Origin of the sequence: Gottfriedia endophytica (assembly GCF_017814275.1) — a bacterium.
GTDB classification, from domain to species: domain Bacteria; phylum Bacillota; class Bacilli; order Bacillales; family Bacillaceae_G; genus Gottfriedia; species Gottfriedia endophytica.
Genome location: NZ_JAGIYQ010000008.1, coordinates 1 through 20541 on the forward strand (window position 1 = coordinate 1; position 20541 = coordinate 20541).

Consider the following 20541-nt stretch of genomic DNA (forward strand, 5'->3'; position numbering starts at 1 on the left):
CTTAAAAGTCTATATCAAAGATATGAATTTCTGCGTCAGACTTAATTTGAACCGCCGTATACGGAACCGTACGTACGGTGGTGTGAGAGGTCGGGAGTTAGTCGCTCCCTCCTACTCGATTTCACAATAAATAAGGCTACCCTGAAAATAACATCTTAAAAGACAATAATTATAGGATGAATTTAATTTTTTATGAATCATGGTGCGAAAGTAATTAGCATGGATGTCTCTTTTCTAAAAGATTGTTGCTTAGATTTTTAATTTTAAAGACAGAAGTTGATTCGGGCGGAAGGTGCGAGACTCCTGTGGGAATAGCGGGAAGATGAGTCCCGCAGGCTTGCCGAGGAGGCTAGCTCACGCCACGCGGAAAGGGAGCAACCTGGAGTTGTAATCAACTATCGCATTCTAAAATAGCATCTGTTTACTAAGGGGATATTTAGTTGTTTTAAAAAAATCCTTTTGATTATAGTAGTCCAGTTACTTAAGTTGATAAATTGATTAAATGAGTAACCTTAATGGTTAAAAAAATAATTGTTTACTTTATTCATTAAATCCCTATACTAATATAGTAAATAGTAGTATGTTTTTATAAGAATTAGTGAAATGTAAAGCATAATTAGTATAAATAGGATATTTATTACCTAAAACACGAACATTAAATAAAGAATTCAAATAAAATATTCATTTTTTCTTGAAAAGAAGCTGAATCCTTGTTAAGATAAAAGTGAAGATAGCAAACCTCGTATAAAGTTGGGAATATGGCCCAAAAGTTTCTACCCAGTGACCGTAAATTACTGGACTATGAGGGGAAGTTAATCGCACGTATACTTGGAGTATGCGCCTAGGTAGATTATCTTTCTCATTATAGAGAGGAATACTACACTAGGCTTTTTTTATGGATAAAAGATGACTTTTACCGTTTTGGGGGATGAGGATATGAAACCGATCGTTGGCGTTATCATGGGGAGTAAGAGTGATTGGGAAACGATGAGTCATGCATGTGAAATATTGGATGAGTTAGGTATACCTTATGAAAAGAAGGTAGTATCTGCACATCGTACTCCTGATTTAATGTTTGAATATGCCGAATTAGCTAGAGAACGAGGAATTCAGGTCATAATTGCAGGAGCAGGTGGAGCAGCACATTTACCAGGTATGGTGGCGGCTAAAACAACATTGCCAGTAATAGGTGTACCAGTTCAATCGAAAGCGCTTAATGGTCTTGATTCATTACTGTCAATCGTTCAAATGCCGGGGGGAGTTCCTGTTGCAACAGTTGCAATTGGAAAGGCAGGAGCAACTAATGCCGGTTTACTTGCGGCTCAAATACTCAGTATCCAAGACAAAGAAATCGAAAAAAAATTAGAGATCAGACGTGAAGATACAAAAAATCAAGTGCTGGAAAGTAGTGATCAGCTATGAGTAATAAAGTTATCTTACCAGGTCAAACAATCGGGATAATTGGTGGAGGACAACTTGGTCGTATGATGGCTATCTCAGCAAAAGAGATGGGATTTAATGTAGCAGTTGTTGATCCGACTCCAAATTCACCTTGTGGCCAAGTAGCAGATATTGAAATAATCGCTGCTTACTCTGATTTGGAAGCTATTCAAAAATTAGCTGAAGTAAGTGATGTCATTACTTATGAGTTTGAAAATATCGATGTAAAAGCTTTGCAATATCTTGAAGAACACGCATATTTACCTCAAGGTAGTGAGCTGTTAAAAATAACAAGAAACAGATTTACAGAGAAAAACGCGATTCAAAGCTTAGGAATATCAGTTGCACCATTTCATCTTGTTGAAACTGAAAATGATTTTTACGATGCAATTGACATGTTAAGTTTACCAGCTGTACTTAAAACTACTACTGGTGGATATGATGGAAAAGGTCAGGTTGTTGTAAAGTCAGAAGCAGATTATAGTGAAGCAATTGCATTACTGAATCAACATTCTTGTATCTTAGAAGCTTGGGTTCCATTTGAAAAAGAGATTTCGATTATCGTTGCAAGAAATCCTAGAGGGGAAGTAACTACTTTTCCAATCGCAGAAAATGTTCATGTAAATCAAATTTTACATACATCAACTGTACCAGCGAACATATCAAATGATGTTGAAACGAAAGCTCATCAATTCGCTGAGAAGATCGCAAATGCTTTCCATTTAGTAGGGGTGCTTGCCATTGAATTGTTTGTCACAAAAGATGGTGAAGTGTTTGTAAATGAATTAGCTCCAAGACCACATAATACAGGACATTATAGTATGAATGCTTGTGAAACTTCACAATTTCAACAGCATGTGCGTGCTATATGCAACTGGCCTCTAGGAAGTACAAACTTACTTAAGCCGGTTGTGATGGTAAATGTATTAGGCGAACATGTGGAGAAGGTACTTAACGCCATACCGTTTTACAAAGAATTACATGTTCATCTTTACGGAAAAGCAGAATGTAAAACTGGCCGTAAAATGGGACATATTAATATAATAGAAGAATCTACAACTTCAGCAATGCAAATTGTAGAAAAATTAGAAATCTGGAAACACAACAGTATGGAGGTACATTCATGATTGAACGTTATTCTCGCCCTGAAATGGGTGCAATTTGGACAGAGGAAAATAAATTTAAAGCATGGCTAGAAGTTGAAATTTTAGCTTGTGAAGCTTGGGCAGAACTAGGTGATATTCCGAAAGAAGATGTTAAGGTTTTACGTGAGAAAGCATCTTTTGATATCAACCGTATTAATGAGATTGAGAAAGAAACACGTCATGACGTAGTAGCTTTTACTCGTGCAGTGTCTGAAACATTAGGCGACGAAAAGAAATGGGTTCATTACGGCTTAACATCAACAGACGTAGTTGATACAGCTCTTTCATATATCTTACTTCAAGCTAATGACATTTTATTAAAAGACATCGAGAATTTTATTACGATTCTTGAAAATAAAGCAAAAGAACATAAATACACAGTAATGATGGGACGTACACATGGTGTTCATGCAGAACCAACAACATTTGGTTTAAAACTTGCACTTTGGACAGAAGAAATGAAACGTAACCTAGAACGTTTTAAACAAGCTACAGAGAGTGTACGCGTTGGAAAAATTTCTGGAGCTGTTGGGACGTATGCTAACATTCCTCCATTTGTTGAAAGTTTTGTATGTGAAAAATTAGGTTTAGCAGCATCACCAATTTCAACACAAACATTACAACGTGATCGTCACGCACACTACATGGCGACACTTTCATTAATCGCTACTTCAATCGAAAAATTTGCAACTGAAGTTCGCGGTTTACAAAAGAGCGAAACTCGTGAAGTAGAAGAGTTTTTCGCAAAAGGACAAAAAGGTTCTTCTGCAATGCCACATAAACGTAATCCAATTGGTTCTGAAAATATGACTGGATTAGCGCGTGTGATTCGTGGACATATGGTAACAGCTTATGAAAACGTGTCATTATGGCATGAGCGTGATATCTCACACTCTTCAGCTGAACGTATCATCTTACCAGATGCAACAATTTTACTTAACTATATGTTAAATCGCTTTGGAAATATCGTGAAAAACTTAACGGTATTCCCTGAAAATATGAAGCGCAACATGGAAAGAACATATGGCCTAATTTACTCTCAACGAGTATTACTTGCTTTAATTGATAAAGGTATGTCTCGTGAGGAAGCATACGATACAGTTCAACCAAAGGCAATGGAAGCTTGGGAATCACAAGTACAATTTAAAGACCTAGTAGAAGCAGAAGAAAAGATTAACTCTCGTTTATCACAAGAAGAAATTGATCGTTGCTTCGATTATAGCTATCACTTAAGTCAAGTAGATACAATTTTTGAACGTCTTGGATTAAATTCATAAGCAAGCTAAAAATAGGGGGGCATTGTAACATGAATGAGCAAGTACTGTTGTATGAAGGAAAGGCAAAACGAATATACGCTACGGACAATCCTGAGATTGTCCGCGTCGTATACAAAAACTCTGCAACTGCTTTTAATGGGGAGAAGAAAGCAGAAATTGCGGGCAAAGGCCGTTTAAATAATGAAATTACTAGTTTACTATTTAAAAAGTTAATGGATGCTGGCATTTCTACTCACTTTGTTGAGAAAACGTCAGAGCTAGAACAATTAGTTAAACGAGTATCAATTATTCCTTTAGAAGTTGTAGTTCGTAACATTATTGCTGGTAGTCTTTCAAAACGTATGGGTCTTGAAGAAGGTACACTTTTAGCAAAACCAATTGTTGAGTTTTACTATAAGCGTGACGATTTAGGAGATCCAATTGTAAACGAAGATCACATTTCGGCGTTATCATTAGCATCAACAGAAGAACTTCAACAAATTAAACAACTTGCTCTTCGTGTAAACGATGAATTAGTAGCACTTTTCAATGAGTGCAATGTTCGGTTAGTTGATTTTAAACTAGAGTTTGGAAAGTTAGAGGATGGAACGATTCTTTTAGCAGATGAAATTTCACCTGATACTTGCCGTCTTTGGGATAAGGATACAAATGCAAAATTTGATAAAGATGTGTTTCGCAGAGATTTAGGTAATTTAACTGATGGATACGAAGAAATTTTAAAACGCTTAGGGGGATTATTATGTTCAAAGTAAAAGTTTTTATTACATTAAGAGAAAGTGTATTAGATCCACAAGGAAATGCAGTTAAAAACGCACTGCATAGTATGAACTTTAGCGAAGTACAAGATGTTCGTATCGGTAAATATATGGAATTACAAATCGATAAAAATGTAAAAGATTTAGATGCATCTGTAAAAGAAATGTGTGAAAAGTTATTAGCAAACATTGTTATTGAAGATTACCGTTATGAGGTTGAGGAGGTAGTCGCACAGTGAAGTTTGCAGTAATTGTATTCCCAGGATCGAATTGTGATGTTGATATGTACCATGCAATCAAAGACGAACTAGGTGAAGAAGTAGAATACGTATGGCATGATGCAACGAATTTAGATGAATTCGATGGTATTTTACTACCTGGTGGATTCTCATATGGAGATTATCTACGCTCAGGTGCTATTGCAGGCTTTGCAAATGTAATGGAAGCTGTTAAAAAAGCAGCTCAAGAAGGAAAACCAGTTTTTGGAGTATGTAATGGTTTCCAAATTTTAACGGAAGCAGGTTTACTTCCTGGTACACTTCGTCGTAACGAAAAATTAAAATTCCTATGTGGCCAAGTTAAATTAGTAGTTGAGAACAATGAAACAATGTTTACAACTGGCTATGAAAAAGGTCAAGTAATAACAGTTCCGATTGCACACGGTGAAGGAAATTACTACTGTGATCAAGAAACTTACGAATCACTTACGAATAATAATCAGATTGTTTTCCGTTATCAAAATAATCCAAATGGTAGTTTAGATGATATTGCTGGAATCACGAATGAAAAAGGAAACGTATTAGGAATGATGCCACATCCAGAACGTGCGGTTGATGCGTTACTTGGTAGTGCTGATGGTTTACAATTATTTCGTTCAATTGTAAGAAACTGGAGGGAAAATCATGTCGTTACTTCTTGAGCCAAATCCAATGCAAATTGAGGAAGAAAAAATTTATGCAACAATGGGTTTAACTGACGAGGAATTCCAATTAGTTAAGAAGATTATTGGCCGTCAACCAAACTACACTGAAATTGGATTATTTTCAGTAATGTGGTCAGAGCATTGTAGCTATAAAAACTCAAAGCCTTTATTACGTAAATTCCCAACAAGTGGAGAGCACGTTTTACAAGGTCCTGGAGAAGGTGCAGGAATTGTTGACATCGGCGATGAGCAAGCAGTTGTTTTCAAAATCGAAAGTCATAATCACCCTTCAGCAATTGAACCATACCAAGGAGCGGCAACTGGTGTAGGTGGTATTATCCGTGATGTATTTTCAATGGGTGCACGTCCTGTTGCAATGTTAAACTCTCTTCGTTTTGGAGAATTAGAGACTCCTAGAGTGAAATACTTATTTGAAGAAGTAGTAGCAGGGATTGCTGGCTACGGTAACTGTATTGGTATTCCAACAGTTGGTGGCGAGATTGCATTTGATCCTTGTTATGAAGGAAATCCATTAGTAAACGCAATGTGTGTTGGCTTAATTAATCATAAGGATATTAAAAAAGGTCAAGCACATGGTGAAGGAAATACAGTAATGTACGTTGGTGCTTCAACTGGTCGTGACGGAATTCACGGTGCTACTTTCGCATCAGAGGAATTATCAGAAGCATCTGACGAAAAACGACCTGCTGTTCAAGTTGGTGATCCATTCCTGGAAAAACTTTTACTTGAAGCTTGTTTAGAGGTTGTTCAAAATGATGCACTTGTAGGTATTCAAGATATGGGAGCTGCAGGTTTAACATCTTCATCAGCTGAAATGGCTTCGAAAGCAGGAATGGGAATTGAGATGAATCTTGATTTAGTTCCACAACGTGAGCCAGGAATGACAGCTTATGAAATGATGCTTTCTGAATCTCAAGAGCGTATGTTATTAGTTGTTGAAAAAGGTAGAGAACAAGAAATTGTTGATCTATTTGAAAAATATGATTTACACGCTGTTTCGGTTGGACGCGTAACGAATGATAAAATGCTTCGCTTACTTCATAAAGGTGAAGTAGTTGCTAATTTACCAGTTGATGCTTTAGCAGAAGAAGCACCAGTTTATCACAAGCCTTCAAGTGAGCCTGCATATTATGGCGAGTTCCAAGCAATGGATGTAAAAGCTCCAGAAATTGCAGATGTTAAACAAACATTAAAGCAATTATTAGCTCAACCAACGATTGCAAGTAAAGAATGGGTTTATGGCCAATATGATTACATGGTTCGTACAAATACAGTTGTAGCTCCAGGTTCAGATGCAGCAGTTATCCGTATTCGTGATACAAAGAAAGCATTAGCTATGACTACAGACTGTAATGCTAGATACTTATATTTAGATCCAGAAGTTGGCGGTAAGATTGCGGTTGCTGAAGCAGCACGTAACGTAATTTGTTCAGGTGCACGTCCACTTGCGATTACAGACTGCTTAAACTTCGGTAATCCAGAAAAACCAGAAATCTTCTGGCAGTTAGAAAAAGCAACTGATGGAATGAGTGAAGCTTGTAATGTACTAAGTACGCCAGTTATTGGTGGTAACGTATCGCTTTACAATGAAACTGTTGGTGAAGCTGTTTATCCAACTCCAGTTGTTGGAATGGTTGGTTTAATTGAAGATATCGATCACATTACAACACAACACTTTAAAACTGCTGGGGATCTAATCTATTTAGTTGGTGAAACGAAAGAAGAGTTTGGAGGCAGTGAGCTTCAAAAATTACTAAACGGTAAAATTTTCGGTGCAGCACCAAGTATTGATTTAGCAGTTGAAGCAAACTATCAATCACAAATTCTATCAGCTATTCAAGCAGGCGTTGTCGCATCAGCTCATGATTTATCAGAAGGTGGATTAGGTGTTGCTTTAGCTGAAAGCACATTTGGTTCGTCTAACGTTGGTGCATCAATTACTATAGAAGGAAATGAAGTAACTGCATTATTTAGTGAATCTCAATCACGTTTCTTACTAACAGTAAAACCTCAAAACAAAGAGCAATTTGAGGCACTAGTTGAAGCAAAATTAATTGGAACAGTAACAGAAGAAGCGTCTGTAACAGTTCGTAATGGAGCAAATGAAACAGTTCTTCATGCACCAGTTGAAGAATTAAAACAAGCTTGGAAAGAGGCGATCCCATGCTTGCTGAAATAAAAGGATTAAATGAAGAGTGCGGAATTTTTGGGATTTGGGGACATAGAGATGCAGCACAAATTTCCTACTATGGTCTACACAGCTTACAGCATCGTGGCCAAGAGGGTGCTGGGGTCGTTGTAACTGATGGTGAAAAGCTTGATGGATACAAAGGTTTAGGTCTAATTACTGAAGTATTTGCGAAAGGTCAGTTAAATGATTTAAAAGGTAAAGCTGCAATTGGTCATGTTCGCTATGCAACTGCTGGTGGCGGAGGATATGAAAATGTCCAACCACTACTTTTCCGTTCTAACACTGGTAGCCTAGCACTTGCTCACAATGGTAATTTAGTGAATGCTAACCGTTTACGCATGGATTTAGAAGTACAAGGTAGTATTTTTCAAACAACTTCGGATACTGAAGTTCTTGCACATTTAATTAAACGAAATGTTTCAGCTCCATTAAAAGACCGCATCAAAGCGTCATTAAATATGATTAAAGGTGCTTTTGCTTATTTAGTCTTAACAGAGGATGCAATGTATGTAGCGTTGGATCCAAATGGATTCCGTCCACTTGCACTAGCGAAACTTGGTAATGCGTATGTTGTTGCATCAGAAACATGTGCTTTTGATGTCGTAGGTGCGAAATATATTCGTGATATCAAACCAGGAGAAATGTTAGTCATTTCAGATGCCGGTATTGAATCAGAGATGTATACATCAACAATTGACCACACAATTTGTAGTATGGAATATATTTATTTCTCTCGCCCAGATAGCAACATCGATAATATTAACGTTCATGCTGCTAGAAAAAATATGGGTAGAGTGCTTGCAAATGAAGCACCAGTTGAAGCGGATGTTGTAATAGGTGTACCAGATTCAAGTATTTCAGCGGCTATTGGTTATGCTGAAGAATCTGGCATTCCATATGAAATTGGTTTAATAAAAAATCGATATGTAGCTCGTACGTTTATTCAGCCTTCACAAGAATTACGTGAACAAGGGGTTAAAATGAAATTATCACCTGTTCGTTCGATTGTTGAAGGAAAACGAGTTGTTATGGTAGATGATTCGATCGTTCGCGGGACTACAAGTCGTCGAATTGTTCAAATGTTACGAGATGCTGGAGCAAGTGAAGTACATGTTCGAATTGGTGCACCACCTATCAAAAATCCTTGTTATTACGGAATTGATACTTCAACAAGAGAAGAATTAATTGCAGCAAAAAATACAAATGAAGAAATTTGTAAGGAAATTGGTGCAGACTCTCTAGAGTTTATCTCATTAGATGGTTTGTTAGGTGCAATTGGTCGTAATCAGGAAGGACCTACAAGAGGACAATGTACAGCTTGTTTCACAGGTTGTTATCCAACAGTGATTTACGATGAACAAGAGCTTGTTCACAATCAGAAATAATACAAAAAAAGAAGGTGACGTTCTAAGAGTTTCGTCGCCTTCTTTACTAAATGAAATGTACAGGCCGAAAGGGGATCGTCACATGGCGAATGCATACAAACAAGCTGGAGTAGATATTGAAGCTGGTTACGAAGCCGTAAACCGCATGAAAAAACACGTTCAGAGAACAATGCGTCAGGAAGTTCTAGGAGGATTAGGTGGATTTGGAGGAATGTTTGATCTTTCAAAGTTTAACTATAAAGAGCCAGTCCTTGTTTCAGGAACAGATGGTGTTGGAACTAAATTAAAATTAGCGTTTCAAATGGACCGTCATGACACAATTGGTATTGATGCAGTCGCGATGTGTGTAAACGATATCGTTGTGCAAGGGGCAGAACCATTATTCTTCCTTGATTATTTAGCAGTAGGAAAAGCAGATCCTGAGCGAATTGAAAACATTGTTAAAGGTGTAGCAGAAGGTTGTGTTCAAGCAGGATGTTCACTAGTTGGCGGGGAAACTGCTGAAATGCCTGGCATGTATCCAGAGGATGAATACGACGTTGCAGGTTTTGCAGTAGGTATTGCTGATAAATCTAAGCTGGTAACTGGCAAGACAATTAAAGAGGGCGATATTTTACTAGGATTATCATCAAATGGTATTCATAGTAATGGTTTTTCATTAGTTCGTAAAGTTTTACTTGAAAAAGGTGGGCTATCACTTAAGCAAGAGGTTGAACAACTTGGTCATACATTAGGTGAAGAGTTACTTCGTCCAACAAAGATTTATGTAAAACCAATCTTAAATACATTGAAAAAACATGAAATTAAAGGAATGGCTCATATTACTGGTGGTGGTTTTATTGAAAATATACCAAGAATGCTTCCAGAAGGTATTGGTGCAGTCATTGATTACGGTTCTTGGCCAATTCAACCTATCTTTGATTTATTAGAAGAAGTTGGAGAATTAAGTCGCGAAGAGATGTTCAATATTTTTAACATGGGAATCGGAATGGTTCTTGCAGTAGATGAAAAGAACATGCATGATGTGATTCATCAATTAGAAGAAGCTGGTGAAAAGGCTTATATTATCGGACGTACAACAGCTGGTAATGGTGTTACTTTTAGCGGAGGAAAGCTGTAATGACAAATCTTGCTGTGTTTGCATCTGGAAATGGTAGTAATTTTCAAGCCATTATCAATGCAATTAACGCTAATGAGTTAAGAGCTAAAATTTGCTTGTTAGTATGTGACAAGAGAGATGCTTATTCGATCGAACGTGCCAAACAAGCTGGAATACCAACCTTTGTTTTTACTGCGAAAGAGTATGAAAGTAAAGCTGCATATGAGCAAGAAATAGTAACCATTTTACAAGAGAATAAAGTTGACCTTATTGCTCTTGCAGGCTTTATGAGACTAATAGGACCGACATTATTAGAGGCATTTCGCGGGAAAATCGTCAATATTCACCCTTCTTTTCTACCATTATTTCCAGGGAAAGACGCAGTTGGACAAGCTTTGCACGCAAATGTAGAAAAGACTGGTGTGACAGTGCATTTTGTCGATGAGGGAATGGATACTGGCCCAATTATTTCTCAGCAGGAAATTGACATTACACTTGGTGAAACAAGAGAATCACTAGAGAAAAAGATTCATGATGTAGAACATGAATTATATGTAAAAACTTTACAATCATTGATTCATATATAGAGAAAAGTAATTTACAAGCTACCAATCAATCATTTTCATTTAAGGGGAGAGCAAGATGAAAAAACGTGCATTAGTAAGTGTTTCTGATAAAAATGGAATTATTGAGTTTGTAACTGGTTTAATTGGGCAGGGGTTTGAAGTAATTTCAACTGGTGGTACACATAAATTACTTCAAGATGCTGGCTTGGACGTAATTGGAATTTCAGACGTAACAAAATTTCCAGAAATAATGGATGGCCGTGTGAAAACATTACACCCAAGTATTCATGGTGGATTATTAGGTGTCCGTTCAAACGAAGAGCATATGCGTCAAATGAATGAACTTGGAATTCAACCAATTGATTTAGTCTGTGTAAATTTATATCCATTTAAAGAAACAATTATGAAATCGGATGTCACTTTTGAAGATGCAATTGAAAACATCGATATCGGTGGACCAACAATGCTTCGTTCAGCTGCTAAAAATCATGAGTTCGTATCTGTGGTTGTTGATCCAGCTGACTATGAAGTGATTTTAAATGAACTGAATGAAAATGGTGGCGTTTCTCTTGAAACAAATCGTCGTTTAGCTGCTAAAGTGTTCCGTCACACTGCAGCTTATGATTCATTAATTTCAAATTACTTAACTGAGCAAGTAGGGGAAGAAAATCCTGAAAGCTATACAGTTACTTATGAATTAAAGCAATCTTTACGTTACGGAGAAAACCCTCATCAAAAGGCAACTTTCTATCGTGCACCAATGCCAACTACATCATCTATTGCATATGCTAATCAGCTTCATGGAAAAGAACTTTCTTATAACAATATAAATGATGCAAACGAGGCATTAAATATTGTTCGTGAATTTGAAGGTCCTGCAGTTGTAGCAGTTAAACATATGAATCCATGTGGAGTTGGAGAAGGAACTACGATTGAAGAGGCTTATGACCGTGCATATGCAGCTGATCCAGTATCAATTTTTGGAGGGATTTTAGCAGTCAATCGCGAAGTTGATGAGGCAACTGCTCGTAAAATGCATGAGTTATTTTTAGAAATCATCATTGCTCCTTCATTCTCGAAAGAAGCGTTAGAAGTATTAACAAGCAAAAAGAACTTACGTTTATTAACAATCGACTTAGACACTACACCTAAATTTGCTTCAAAATTAACAACAGTTCATGGTGGATTACTTCGTCAAGATATGGATACACTTGGTTTTGAAGATGCAACGATTACAATTCCAACAAAACGCCAACCTACTGAAGAAGAGTGGGAGAACTTAAAGCTTGGTTGGAAGGTCGTTAAACATGTTAAATCGAATGCAATTGTACTTGCAAAAGATCATATGACGATTGGTGTTGGTGCTGGTCAAATGAATCGTGTTGGAGCAGCGAAAATTGCAATTGAACAAGCTGGTGAAAAATCAAAAGGTTCTGCTTTAGCATCAGATGCATTCTTCCCAATGGATGATACTGTTGAAGCGGCAGCAAAAGCTGGAATTACTGCAATTATTCAACCTGGTGGTTCAGTTCGTGATGAGGATTCAATTAAGAAGGCTGATGAATATGGAATCACAATGGTCTTCACAGGAATTCGCCACTTTAAACATTAATTCTTAAGGAGGACACAAAATGAAAGTATTAGTAATTGGTCGCGGTGGTCGTGAGCATACGATAGCATGGAAAGTCAGTCAATCAGATCAAGTAACTGAAGTATTTGTAGCTCCTGGAAATAATGGGATGACGGATGTAGCGACATTACTTAATATAGATGAATCGAATCATAAAGAGTTAATCGAATTTGCAAAGAAAGAAAAGATCGATTTAACAATCGTTGGTCCAGAAGTACCTTTAATGAATGGAATCGTAAATGATTTCCAAGAAGAAGGGTTACTAATTTTTGGTCCAACAAAGGAAGCAGCAATTATTGAAGGAAGTAAAAGTTTTACAAAGGATTTAATGAAAAAGTACCATGTTCCTACTGCAAATTATGAGACATTTACTGGATTTGAAGCAGCAAAAGCTTATGTTCAAAAAGTAGGCGCTCCAATTGTTATTAAAGCTGATGGACTTGCAGCTGGAAAAGGCGTAGTTGTTGCAATGACAGAGGAAGAAGCAATTGTTAGTTTACATGATATGTTGTTAGATGAAAAATATGGAGATGCTAGTGCATCTGTTGTTATTGAGGAATTCTTAGAAGGTGAAGAAATTTCATTAATGGCGTTTGTTAACGGAGAAACTGTCTATCCGATGGTCATTGCACAGGATCATAAACGTGCATATGATGGAGATAAGGGTCCGAATACTGGTGGTATGGGAGCATACTCTCCGGTTCCTCAAATTCCTACAGAGGTGATTGAACAGTCAGTTGAGACAATTGTACTTCCTGTTGCGAAAGCAATGGTGAAGGAAGGACGTTCTTTTACAGGAATTTTGTATGCTGGTTTAATACTAACAAAACAAGGACCAAAAGTTATCGAGTTTAACGCTCGATTTGGTGACCCGGAAACTGAAGTTGTTTTACCTCGATTAGAAAGTAATTTAGCTGAAGTTATGATTAGTATTTTAAAAGAGGAGCCAGTTTCATTAAAGTGGTCTCCGAATGCAGTAGTAGGTGTTGTTTTAGCTGCGAACGGATATCCTGAGACTCCTGAAAAGGGTGCAGTAATTAGTGGATTAGAAGAAATCGATAAAGATACAATGGTATTCCATGCAGGAACAAAATTACAAAATAATCAATTTGTTACGAATGGTGGACGCGTACTATTAGTTGCTAGTCAAGGGGAATCCATTGAATCTGCTTGCAACGAAGTGTATAAACAAATTGAAAAAATCCAATCAAATGGGTTATTTTATCGACATGATATTGCCCATAAAGCATTGAAAGTTAATCAATAACATAAAGAAAAAGATAGCATACAAAAGTGTGCTATCTTTTTCTCTGTATATAGATGTTTTTCTTTATTAAAAATGTCTATATTTTTTAAGAACAAACGTTCTGTTGTTTCTGTACTTTTCTAAACAAATTTGATAAAGTTAATTATGAAGGTTGTACAATTTCTTCTATATCATCTTCTGATTTGTCCATCATAACCATACATCTTTTACAGAGAGCCGTCATTGGACAGAAGCGAAGAATTCCTTCCCCAATTCTCATCGCACTCATTATAACCAAGAATAGTACAGAAAAATTACAATTTCGACGTGTTAATTTTGAGGAAGCATAGGCTAAAATAGTAAAGCCGATTGTAATACGAATAAGTGCATTAAAAATACTAATGTTAGGTTTCAAACTATTCACTCCTATTCCAAAGGTCAAGTAATTCATTTATTACTCTAGAGTAGTTTAGCCTACCGAAATAAAAATATGCTCAACCTATCCATTTCCATATATAATAAGAAAGTTGGAATTTCATCTATCATAGCTGAAGTGGAAACCTACAAACTCCTTTTTAAATGACAACTACGTTTACAAAAACGGCTAAAATGTAAGATGAAATTACTTGAAATTTAATATAAATATCAATTAATAAAATAGAAAATGTAATAAAATCGAAAAGTACGGAGGATTAAGATGTACGATTATAGACAATGGAAGCATGTCTTCAAATTAGATCCCAACAAAGAAATATCAGATGAAGTGTTAGAGCAACTATGCGAATCAGGTACCGATGCAATAATTGTTGGAGGTACAGATGGAGTGACATTAGATGATACTCTTTCATTGTTAGTAAGAATTCGCCGTTACGCAGTACCTGTCGTACTTGAAGTTTCAAATCTCGATGCAATAACACCTGGTTATGATTTTTATTTTATCCCTTCAGTTTTAAATAGTTTTGAATCAAAATGGATTATTGGAAATCATCAACAAGCAATGAAAGAATTTGGCCATCTTGTACACGACGATGAAGTTGTGATGGAAGGTTACTGTATCTTAAATCCAGACAGCAAGGTTGCGAAATTAACAAACGCAAATTGTGAACAATCAATAGAAGACGTTGTCGCATTCGCTCAGGTAGCTGAAAAACTATTAAATTTACCTATTTTTTATATAGAGTATAGCGGTACATATGGTTCCGTTGAATTAGTAAAAGAAGTATCGAACGAGTTAAATAAGACAACTTTATTTTATGGAGGCGGAATTACTACTCCAGAACAGGCAATTGAAATGAGTCAGTATGCAAATACAATCGTAGTTGGTAACGTTATATATAGCAACCTAAAGGCAGCATTACAAACAGTACAAGCTATTAAGAAAGGAGAAAACTAGATGAAGACGGTAGAAGAACTATTAAGTGGCTTAAATCCTATGCAAAAAGAAGCAGTAAAAACCGTTGATGGCCCATTATTAATTATGGCGGGTGCAGGTAGTGGAAAAACGCGTGTGCTGACTCACCGTATTGCATATTTATTAGGAGAAAAGCGAGTAGCACCATGGAATATTTTAGCCATCACATTTACAAATAAAGCTGCTAGAGAAATGAAAGAACGTATTTCTCATTTAGTTGGTCCTGATGGAGAGGATATTTGGGTTTCAACCTTCCACTCAATGTGTGTTCGTATTTTACGTAGAGATATTGACCGTATTGGATTTAATCGAAGTTTTTCAATCCTTGATACAACCGATCAGCTGACTGTTATTAAAAATATTTTAAAAGAGAAAAATTTAGATACGAAGAAGTTTGATCCTAGAAGTATTTTAGGGTCAATGAGTAGCGCGAAAAACGAACTGCAAACGCCAAAAGACTATCTAAAGGAAGCATTCACCCCTTATGAGAAAATTGTTGGTGAGGTTTATTCAGTGTACCAAGAGAGACTTCGTAAAAATCACTCGTTAGACTTTGATGACTTAATTATGATGACAATTACATTGTTCGAACGAGTACCAGAAGTATTGCAATTTTATCAAAGAAAATTTCAATATATTCATGTTGATGAGTATCAAGATACGAACCATGCTCAATATAAAATTGTTAAAATGCTTGCAGAACAATATAAGAACATTTGTGTTGTAGGGGATTCAGATCAGTCAATTTATCGTTGGCGTGGAGCGGACATTTCAAATATTTTATCGTTTGAAAAAGACTATGACAACGCAAGAGTGATCCTATTAGAACAGAATTATCGTTCAACTCAAACTATCCTAGATGCTGCAAATGCGGTTATTTCAAATAATTCAAACCGTAAACCTAAAAAACTATGGACTGATAATGGAGAGGGAAAACAAATTCATTATTTCCGAGCAGCATCAGAACAGGATGAAGGTCATTTTGTTGCAGGTAAGTTAACAGATTGGAAAAAAGCAGGAGTATTTAATTATAGTGATGTTGCAATTTTGTACCGTACTAATGCTCAATCACGTGCCATGGAGGAAGTTTTAGTAAAATCTAATATTCCTTATAAAATGGTTGGCGGGGTTAAGTTCTATGACCGCAAGGAAATTAAGGACTTGTTAGCGTATTTACGTTTAATAGCAAACCCAGATGATGAAATTAGTTTTGGACGAATTATTAATGTTCCAAAAAGAGGTGTCGGGGCAGCTTCGGTTGATAAAATCTTAAACTATGGTGTTGCAAATGATTTATCACTTTCAGATACACTTGAACAAATTGATTTTGTTGGTGTTAGTGCAAAAATCACAAATGCGATTAGTAATTTCCATAGCATGACAAAGAATTGGCAACAAATGCAAGAATATCTTTCAGTAACAGAATTAGTGGAAGAGATACTTGATAAAACAGGATACACCCAAGCATTGAAAGATGAAAATACAATTGAAGCAGCTTCTCGTATTGAGAATATAGAGGAATTTTTAACAGTTACAAAAGCTTTTGAAGAAAGCAGTGAAGATAAAAGCTTAGTTGCATTTTTAACAGATTTGGCATTAATTTCAGATATTGATCGAGCAGACCAAGAGGAAGGTTCATCAGATGAAGTTATCTTAATGACTCTACATTCTGCAAAAGGTTTAGAGTTTCCAGCGGTATTTTTAATTGGATTAGAGGAAGGAATTTTCCCTCATAGTCGATCATTAATGGATGAAGAAGAAATGGAAGAAGAACGTCGTCTTGCCTATGTAGGGATTACTCGTGCTGAAAAAGAGTTATATATTACGAACGCACAATCTCGAACTCTATATGGTCGTACAAGTGTAAACCAAGAATCTCGTTTTATCAGAGAAATACCAGAAGAACTATTAGATCGCGCGAATAAAAAACCACTTGAGCGTCGAGCAATTTCTAGACCAGTTGTTAGAACAACTGTTAAATCAACTGGGGGAGAAACATTAGGATGGCGAGTTGGAGATAAAGCATCCCATAATAAGTGGGGTATTGGAACAGTCGTTAGTGTAAAAGGTGAAGGAGAAGCAATGGAACTAGACATAGCTTTCCCTAGCCCAACAGGTATTAAGCGCTTATTGGCAACGTTAGCGCCAATTACGAAAGTGTAAGGGGATGATGAATTTGGATCAATCGACTAAGGAAAGAGTCAACCAACTAAGAGATTCGTTAAATCAATATAATTATGAATACCATGTTTTAGATAAACCATCAGTTCCTGATGCAGAATATGATCGATTGTTAAAGGAATTAATCGATATTGAAATGCAACATCCTGAGTTGATTACTCCTGATTCACCTTCTCAGCGCGTAGGTGGACAACCAATTGATTTATTTGAAAAAGTTGCCCATACGTATCCTATGCTTAGTCTGGGTAATGCGTTTGGTGAAGAAGATCTAAGAGATTTTAATCAACGCATTATACAGGATATAAGCGAAGTTACGTATGTATGTGAGTTGAAAATTGATGGATTAGCTGTATCATTACATTATGAAAATGGTTTATTTGTTCGAGGAGCTACACGTGGTGATGGAACCGTTGGTGAGGATATCACCCATAATCTAAAAACAATTAAAGCAATTCCATTAAAACTACCAGAACCAGTTACGATGGAAGTACGTGGCGAAGCATTTATGCCGAAAGAAAGCTTTGAAAATGTGAATAAGCTACGTGAAGAGAATGGTGAAGAATTATTTGCGAATCCACGAAATGCAGCGGCAGGATCACTACGCCAGTTAGATCCAAAGATTGTAGCAAAACGAAATCTTTCATTTTTTGTTTACAATATTCCAAATGCATCTGACCTTAATCTAGGAAAGCATAGCGAAAGTTTAGACTACCTAGAAAGACTAGGCTTTAAAACGAATCCGTTCAGAAAAAAATGTCATTCAATTGATGAAGTTATTCAATATATTGAAGAATGGAAAGAAAAGCGTCCAACACTACCATATGAAATTGATGGTATTGTTATTAAAGTAGATGAATTAGCTATTCAAGAGCGATTAGGAACAACTGCAAAAGTTCCTCGTTGGGCGATAGCTTTCAAGTTTCCTGCTGAAGAGGTAGTGACAAAATTAATCGATATTGAGTTAAGCGTCGGTCGAACAGGAGTTGTAACACCAACTGCAATATTAGAGCCAGTTCGTGTTGCGGGTACAATTGTAAGAAGAGCATCATTGCATAATGAGGACTTAATTAAAGAAAAAGACATCCGCATAGGCGATCAAGTTGTGATTCGTAAAGCAGGAGACATTATTCCAGAGGTTGTGAATGTTCTTTTAGACAAACGTACTGGTGAAGAACAACCATATTCAATGCCAACGCATTGTCCATCATGTAATAAAGAATTAGTTAGAATAGAAGGAGAAGTTGCACTACGCTGTACAAATCCGTTCTGCCCATCTCAAATTCGTGAAGGATTGATTCATTTTGCATCCCGTGATGCGATGAATATTGAAGGACTAGGAGAGCGTGTTGTAACACAATTATTCGAGGCTGATTATATTCATTCAGTTGCAGATTTATACATTTTAACAAAAGATCAGTTATTACAGTTAGAGCGATTTGGAGAGAAATCTGCGGAGAAACTAGTTTCTGCTATTGCAACTTCAAAGGAAAATTCATTAGAGAAGTTATTATTCGGGTTAGGTATTCGCCATGTTGGAGCTAAAGCAGCTAAAACATTAGCACAGCATTTTGGATCAATGGATGCTATTATGAATGCTTCAGAGGATGAAATGAGAGAAATTAATGAAATTGGAGAAAAGATGGCACAGTCCATTGTATCTTACTTTGATAAGAGTGAAGTACAGGAACTAATCCAAAAGTTAAAATTACAAGAAGTTAATATGTCCTATAAAGGTATACAGCCTTCTTCAATTAACATGGAATCTCCTTTTGCTGGTAAAACAATAGTACTTACTGGTAAACTTGAACAGATGACGAGAAGTGAAGCAAAAAAACAACTAGAAGCGCTAGGAGCCAATGTTGCTGGTAGTGTGAGTAAAAATACAGATTTAGTGATTGCAGGTGAAGCTGCAGGATCTAAACTAGAGCAAGCAAAAAAACATAATATTGAAGTTTGGAACGAAGAACGTATGCTTCAAGAGTTAAAGAAACAAGAGGTGTAAAATTTAATGAAGAAGTTTGTAGGAATACTACTCGGCTTAGTTTTAGTACTTTCAGGATGTTCAACCTCATTGCAAGATAATAATAAGGTTGTTCAAGACAATAAAAATAAACAACAAAATGCGATCATACCGAAATACTCAATTTCGAGCGATTATTATAAAACGATCTTACCTTATAAACCAAGTACGACAAGAGGTTTAATTGTAAGCGATATTGGAAATCGATTAGATATTGATGAATTTGAACAAGGATTAATGAGAATTTCGAGTCAGCAGTTTCCAATAAAGGACTATCTTTATCAAGATGGCCAATTATTGGATAAGAGCGTAGTCCAATCATGGTTAAAAAGAAAATATACTCCTCAAGAGTATAAGGCTGACTTAGCTAATTTAAAAAAATTTGATCCAACTGCTACACTTATTAACGATGGATTAAACCCAATTTCAACAGATACAGTAAAACTATCAGCGGATCAACAAGCACAAAAAGCACCAATTTATTTAAATCATATATTAGAACAAGATTATTTAAAGAAAAATGGTAATGAGGTTAAAGTAGCAGGTGTATCAATTGGACTAGCGATGAACTCAATTTATTATTACACAGAAGAGCATGGTTATCCTCGTGAACGCGATATTCCTCAATCAGAGATGTTAAAACAAGGAAAAGACATGGCGCAGCAAATCTTAACAAGATTACGTAGTATGCCGCAGTTTAAAGATATTCCAATCACATTCGGTATTTTCCGCCAATCGAGTCGAGACTCTGTAGTTCCTGGTTCATTTATCGTTAAAACGGATGTATCTGGTTCTGACAGTACGATTGGAAGCTGGGATAAAATAGATGAAAAATATTATTTATTCCCTTCAGCTCAGGCAACTGCAGATCATCGTGATGATGCAATGAAAATAATGAATTTTAAAACTGACATTGAGTCTTACTTCCCTAACTACACAGGTGTTGTAGCTAAAGGATTTTATAAAGATAATGAATTAGCCAATCTGACGATAGACATTCCGATGCAATTTTATGGAAAATCAGAAGTAATTGCATTTACTCAATACGTAACAGGGCTAGTAATGGAGTACTTCCCTTCGTATTTGAAGGTGCAAGTAAATATCTCATCAGTAGACAGACCAGAAGCGTTGATTGTAAAAGATGTTAATGCTGATAAACCGTATGTTCATATCTTTGATTAATTAAGAAGAAAGAGAGAGATCTCTTTCTTTTTTTTGTCTGTTTTCGTATACATTGTTGCTATTACAGTAT

Annotated in this window: 17 protein-coding genes and 1 riboswitch; of the genes, 16 read left to right on the plus strand and 1 reads right to left on the minus strand. The window is 36.3% G+C overall.

The window, feature by feature from the left end:
• Nucleotides 1-720: 720 nt before the first annotated feature.
• A riboswitch (purine riboswitch) is annotated at nucleotides 721-822 on the plus strand.
• A gap of 114 nt (nucleotides 823-936) precedes the next feature.
• The 12 genes from purE (at nucleotide 937) to purD (ending at nucleotide 13698) form a co-directional block, all read left to right on the plus strand.
• Nucleotides 937-1422, plus strand: coding sequence for a 5-(carboxyamino)imidazole ribonucleotide mutase (gene purE / locus J5Y03_RS12490; RefSeq protein WP_209406144.1), 486 nt, complete (start codon nucleotides 937-939; stop codon nucleotides 1420-1422).
• Complete coding sequence (purK, locus tag J5Y03_RS12495) at nucleotides 1419-2567, plus strand: 5-(carboxyamino)imidazole ribonucleotide synthase (RefSeq protein WP_209406146.1); 1149 nt, start codon at nucleotides 1419-1421, stop codon at nucleotides 2565-2567. The genes purE and purK overlap by 4 nt, the downstream gene beginning before the upstream one ends.
• The gene (purB, locus tag J5Y03_RS12500; RefSeq protein ID WP_209406148.1) at nucleotides 2564-3862 is read left to right on the plus strand and encodes an adenylosuccinate lyase; all 1299 of its coding nucleotides are present in this window, start codon (nucleotides 2564-2566) and stop codon (nucleotides 3860-3862) included. The genes purK and purB overlap by 4 nt, the downstream gene beginning before the upstream one ends.
• Nucleotides 3863-3891: 29 nt before the next feature.
• Nucleotides 3892-4614 (plus strand): phosphoribosylaminoimidazolesuccinocarboxamide synthase, encoded by a 723-nt coding sequence (purC, locus tag J5Y03_RS12505; protein WP_209406150.1) that lies wholly within the window; start codon nucleotides 3892-3894, stop codon nucleotides 4612-4614.
• Nucleotides 4602-4856 (plus strand): phosphoribosylformylglycinamidine synthase subunit PurS, encoded by a 255-nt coding sequence (purS, locus tag J5Y03_RS12510; RefSeq protein ID WP_209406152.1) that lies wholly within the window; start codon nucleotides 4602-4604, stop codon nucleotides 4854-4856. Before purC ends, purS begins: the two co-directional genes overlap by 13 nt.
• Nucleotides 4853-5536, plus strand: coding sequence for a phosphoribosylformylglycinamidine synthase subunit PurQ (gene purQ / locus J5Y03_RS12515; protein ID WP_209406154.1), 684 nt, complete (start codon nucleotides 4853-4855; stop codon nucleotides 5534-5536). The genes purS and purQ overlap by 4 nt, the downstream gene beginning before the upstream one ends.
• Nucleotides 5520-7739 (plus strand): phosphoribosylformylglycinamidine synthase subunit PurL, encoded by a 2220-nt coding sequence (gene purL, locus J5Y03_RS12520; protein ID WP_209406156.1) that lies wholly within the window; start codon nucleotides 5520-5522, stop codon nucleotides 7737-7739. Before purQ ends, purL begins: the two co-directional genes overlap by 17 nt.
• Complete coding sequence (gene purF, locus J5Y03_RS12525) at nucleotides 7724-9136, plus strand: amidophosphoribosyltransferase (protein WP_209406158.1); 1413 nt, start codon at nucleotides 7724-7726, stop codon at nucleotides 9134-9136. The genes purL and purF overlap by 16 nt, the downstream gene beginning before the upstream one ends.
• 82 nt (nucleotides 9137-9218) lie before the next feature.
• Nucleotides 9219-10256, plus strand: a complete 1038-nt coding sequence (gene purM, locus J5Y03_RS12530; RefSeq protein ID WP_209406161.1) for a phosphoribosylformylglycinamidine cyclo-ligase — start codon at nucleotides 9219-9221, stop codon at nucleotides 10254-10256.
• On the plus strand, nucleotides 10256-10822 hold the full coding sequence (gene purN, locus J5Y03_RS12535) for a phosphoribosylglycinamide formyltransferase (RefSeq protein WP_209406163.1): 567 nt from the start codon (nucleotides 10256-10258) through the stop codon (nucleotides 10820-10822). The genes purM and purN overlap by 1 nt, the downstream gene beginning before the upstream one ends.
• A gap of 55 nt (nucleotides 10823-10877) precedes the next feature.
• On the plus strand, nucleotides 10878-12413 hold the full coding sequence (gene purH / locus J5Y03_RS12540) for a bifunctional phosphoribosylaminoimidazolecarboxamide formyltransferase/IMP cyclohydrolase (protein ID WP_209406165.1): 1536 nt from the start codon (nucleotides 10878-10880) through the stop codon (nucleotides 12411-12413).
• Nucleotides 12414-12432: 19 nt separating this feature from the next.
• Nucleotides 12433-13698 (plus strand): phosphoribosylamine--glycine ligase, encoded by a 1266-nt coding sequence (gene purD / locus J5Y03_RS12545; protein ID WP_209406167.1) that lies wholly within the window; start codon nucleotides 12433-12435, stop codon nucleotides 13696-13698.
• Nucleotides 13699-13840: 142 nt separating this feature from the next.
• Here purD and J5Y03_RS12550 read toward each other — a convergent pair whose 3' ends face one another.
• The gene (locus J5Y03_RS12550; RefSeq protein WP_245208885.1) at nucleotides 13841-14092 is read right to left on the minus strand and encodes a YgaP family membrane protein; all 252 of its coding nucleotides are present in this window, start codon (nucleotides 14090-14092) and stop codon (nucleotides 13841-13843) included.
• Nucleotides 14093-14374: 282 nt separating this feature from the next.
• Here J5Y03_RS12550 and pcrB point away from each other — a divergent pair, with 282 nt between their 5' ends.
• The 4 genes from pcrB to J5Y03_RS12570 are packed head-to-tail and all read left to right on the plus strand — an operon-like array spanning nucleotide 14375 to nucleotide 20471.
• The gene (gene pcrB / locus J5Y03_RS12555; protein ID WP_209406171.1) at nucleotides 14375-15070 is read left to right on the plus strand and encodes a heptaprenylglyceryl phosphate synthase; all 696 of its coding nucleotides are present in this window, start codon (nucleotides 14375-14377) and stop codon (nucleotides 15068-15070) included.
• Nucleotides 15071-17251 (plus strand): DNA helicase PcrA, encoded by a 2181-nt coding sequence (pcrA, locus tag J5Y03_RS12560; protein ID WP_209406173.1) that lies wholly within the window; start codon nucleotides 15071-15073, stop codon nucleotides 17249-17251.
• Nucleotides 17252-17264: 13 nt separating this feature from the next.
• Nucleotides 17265-19271, plus strand: a complete 2007-nt coding sequence (gene ligA / locus J5Y03_RS12565; RefSeq protein ID WP_407648426.1) for an NAD-dependent DNA ligase LigA — start codon at nucleotides 17265-17267, stop codon at nucleotides 19269-19271.
• Between the two features lie 6 nt (nucleotides 19272-19277).
• Nucleotides 19278-20471, plus strand: a complete 1194-nt coding sequence (locus tag J5Y03_RS12570; protein ID WP_209406177.1) for a CamS family sex pheromone protein — start codon at nucleotides 19278-19280, stop codon at nucleotides 20469-20471.
• Nucleotides 20472-20541: the final 70 nt, after the last annotated feature.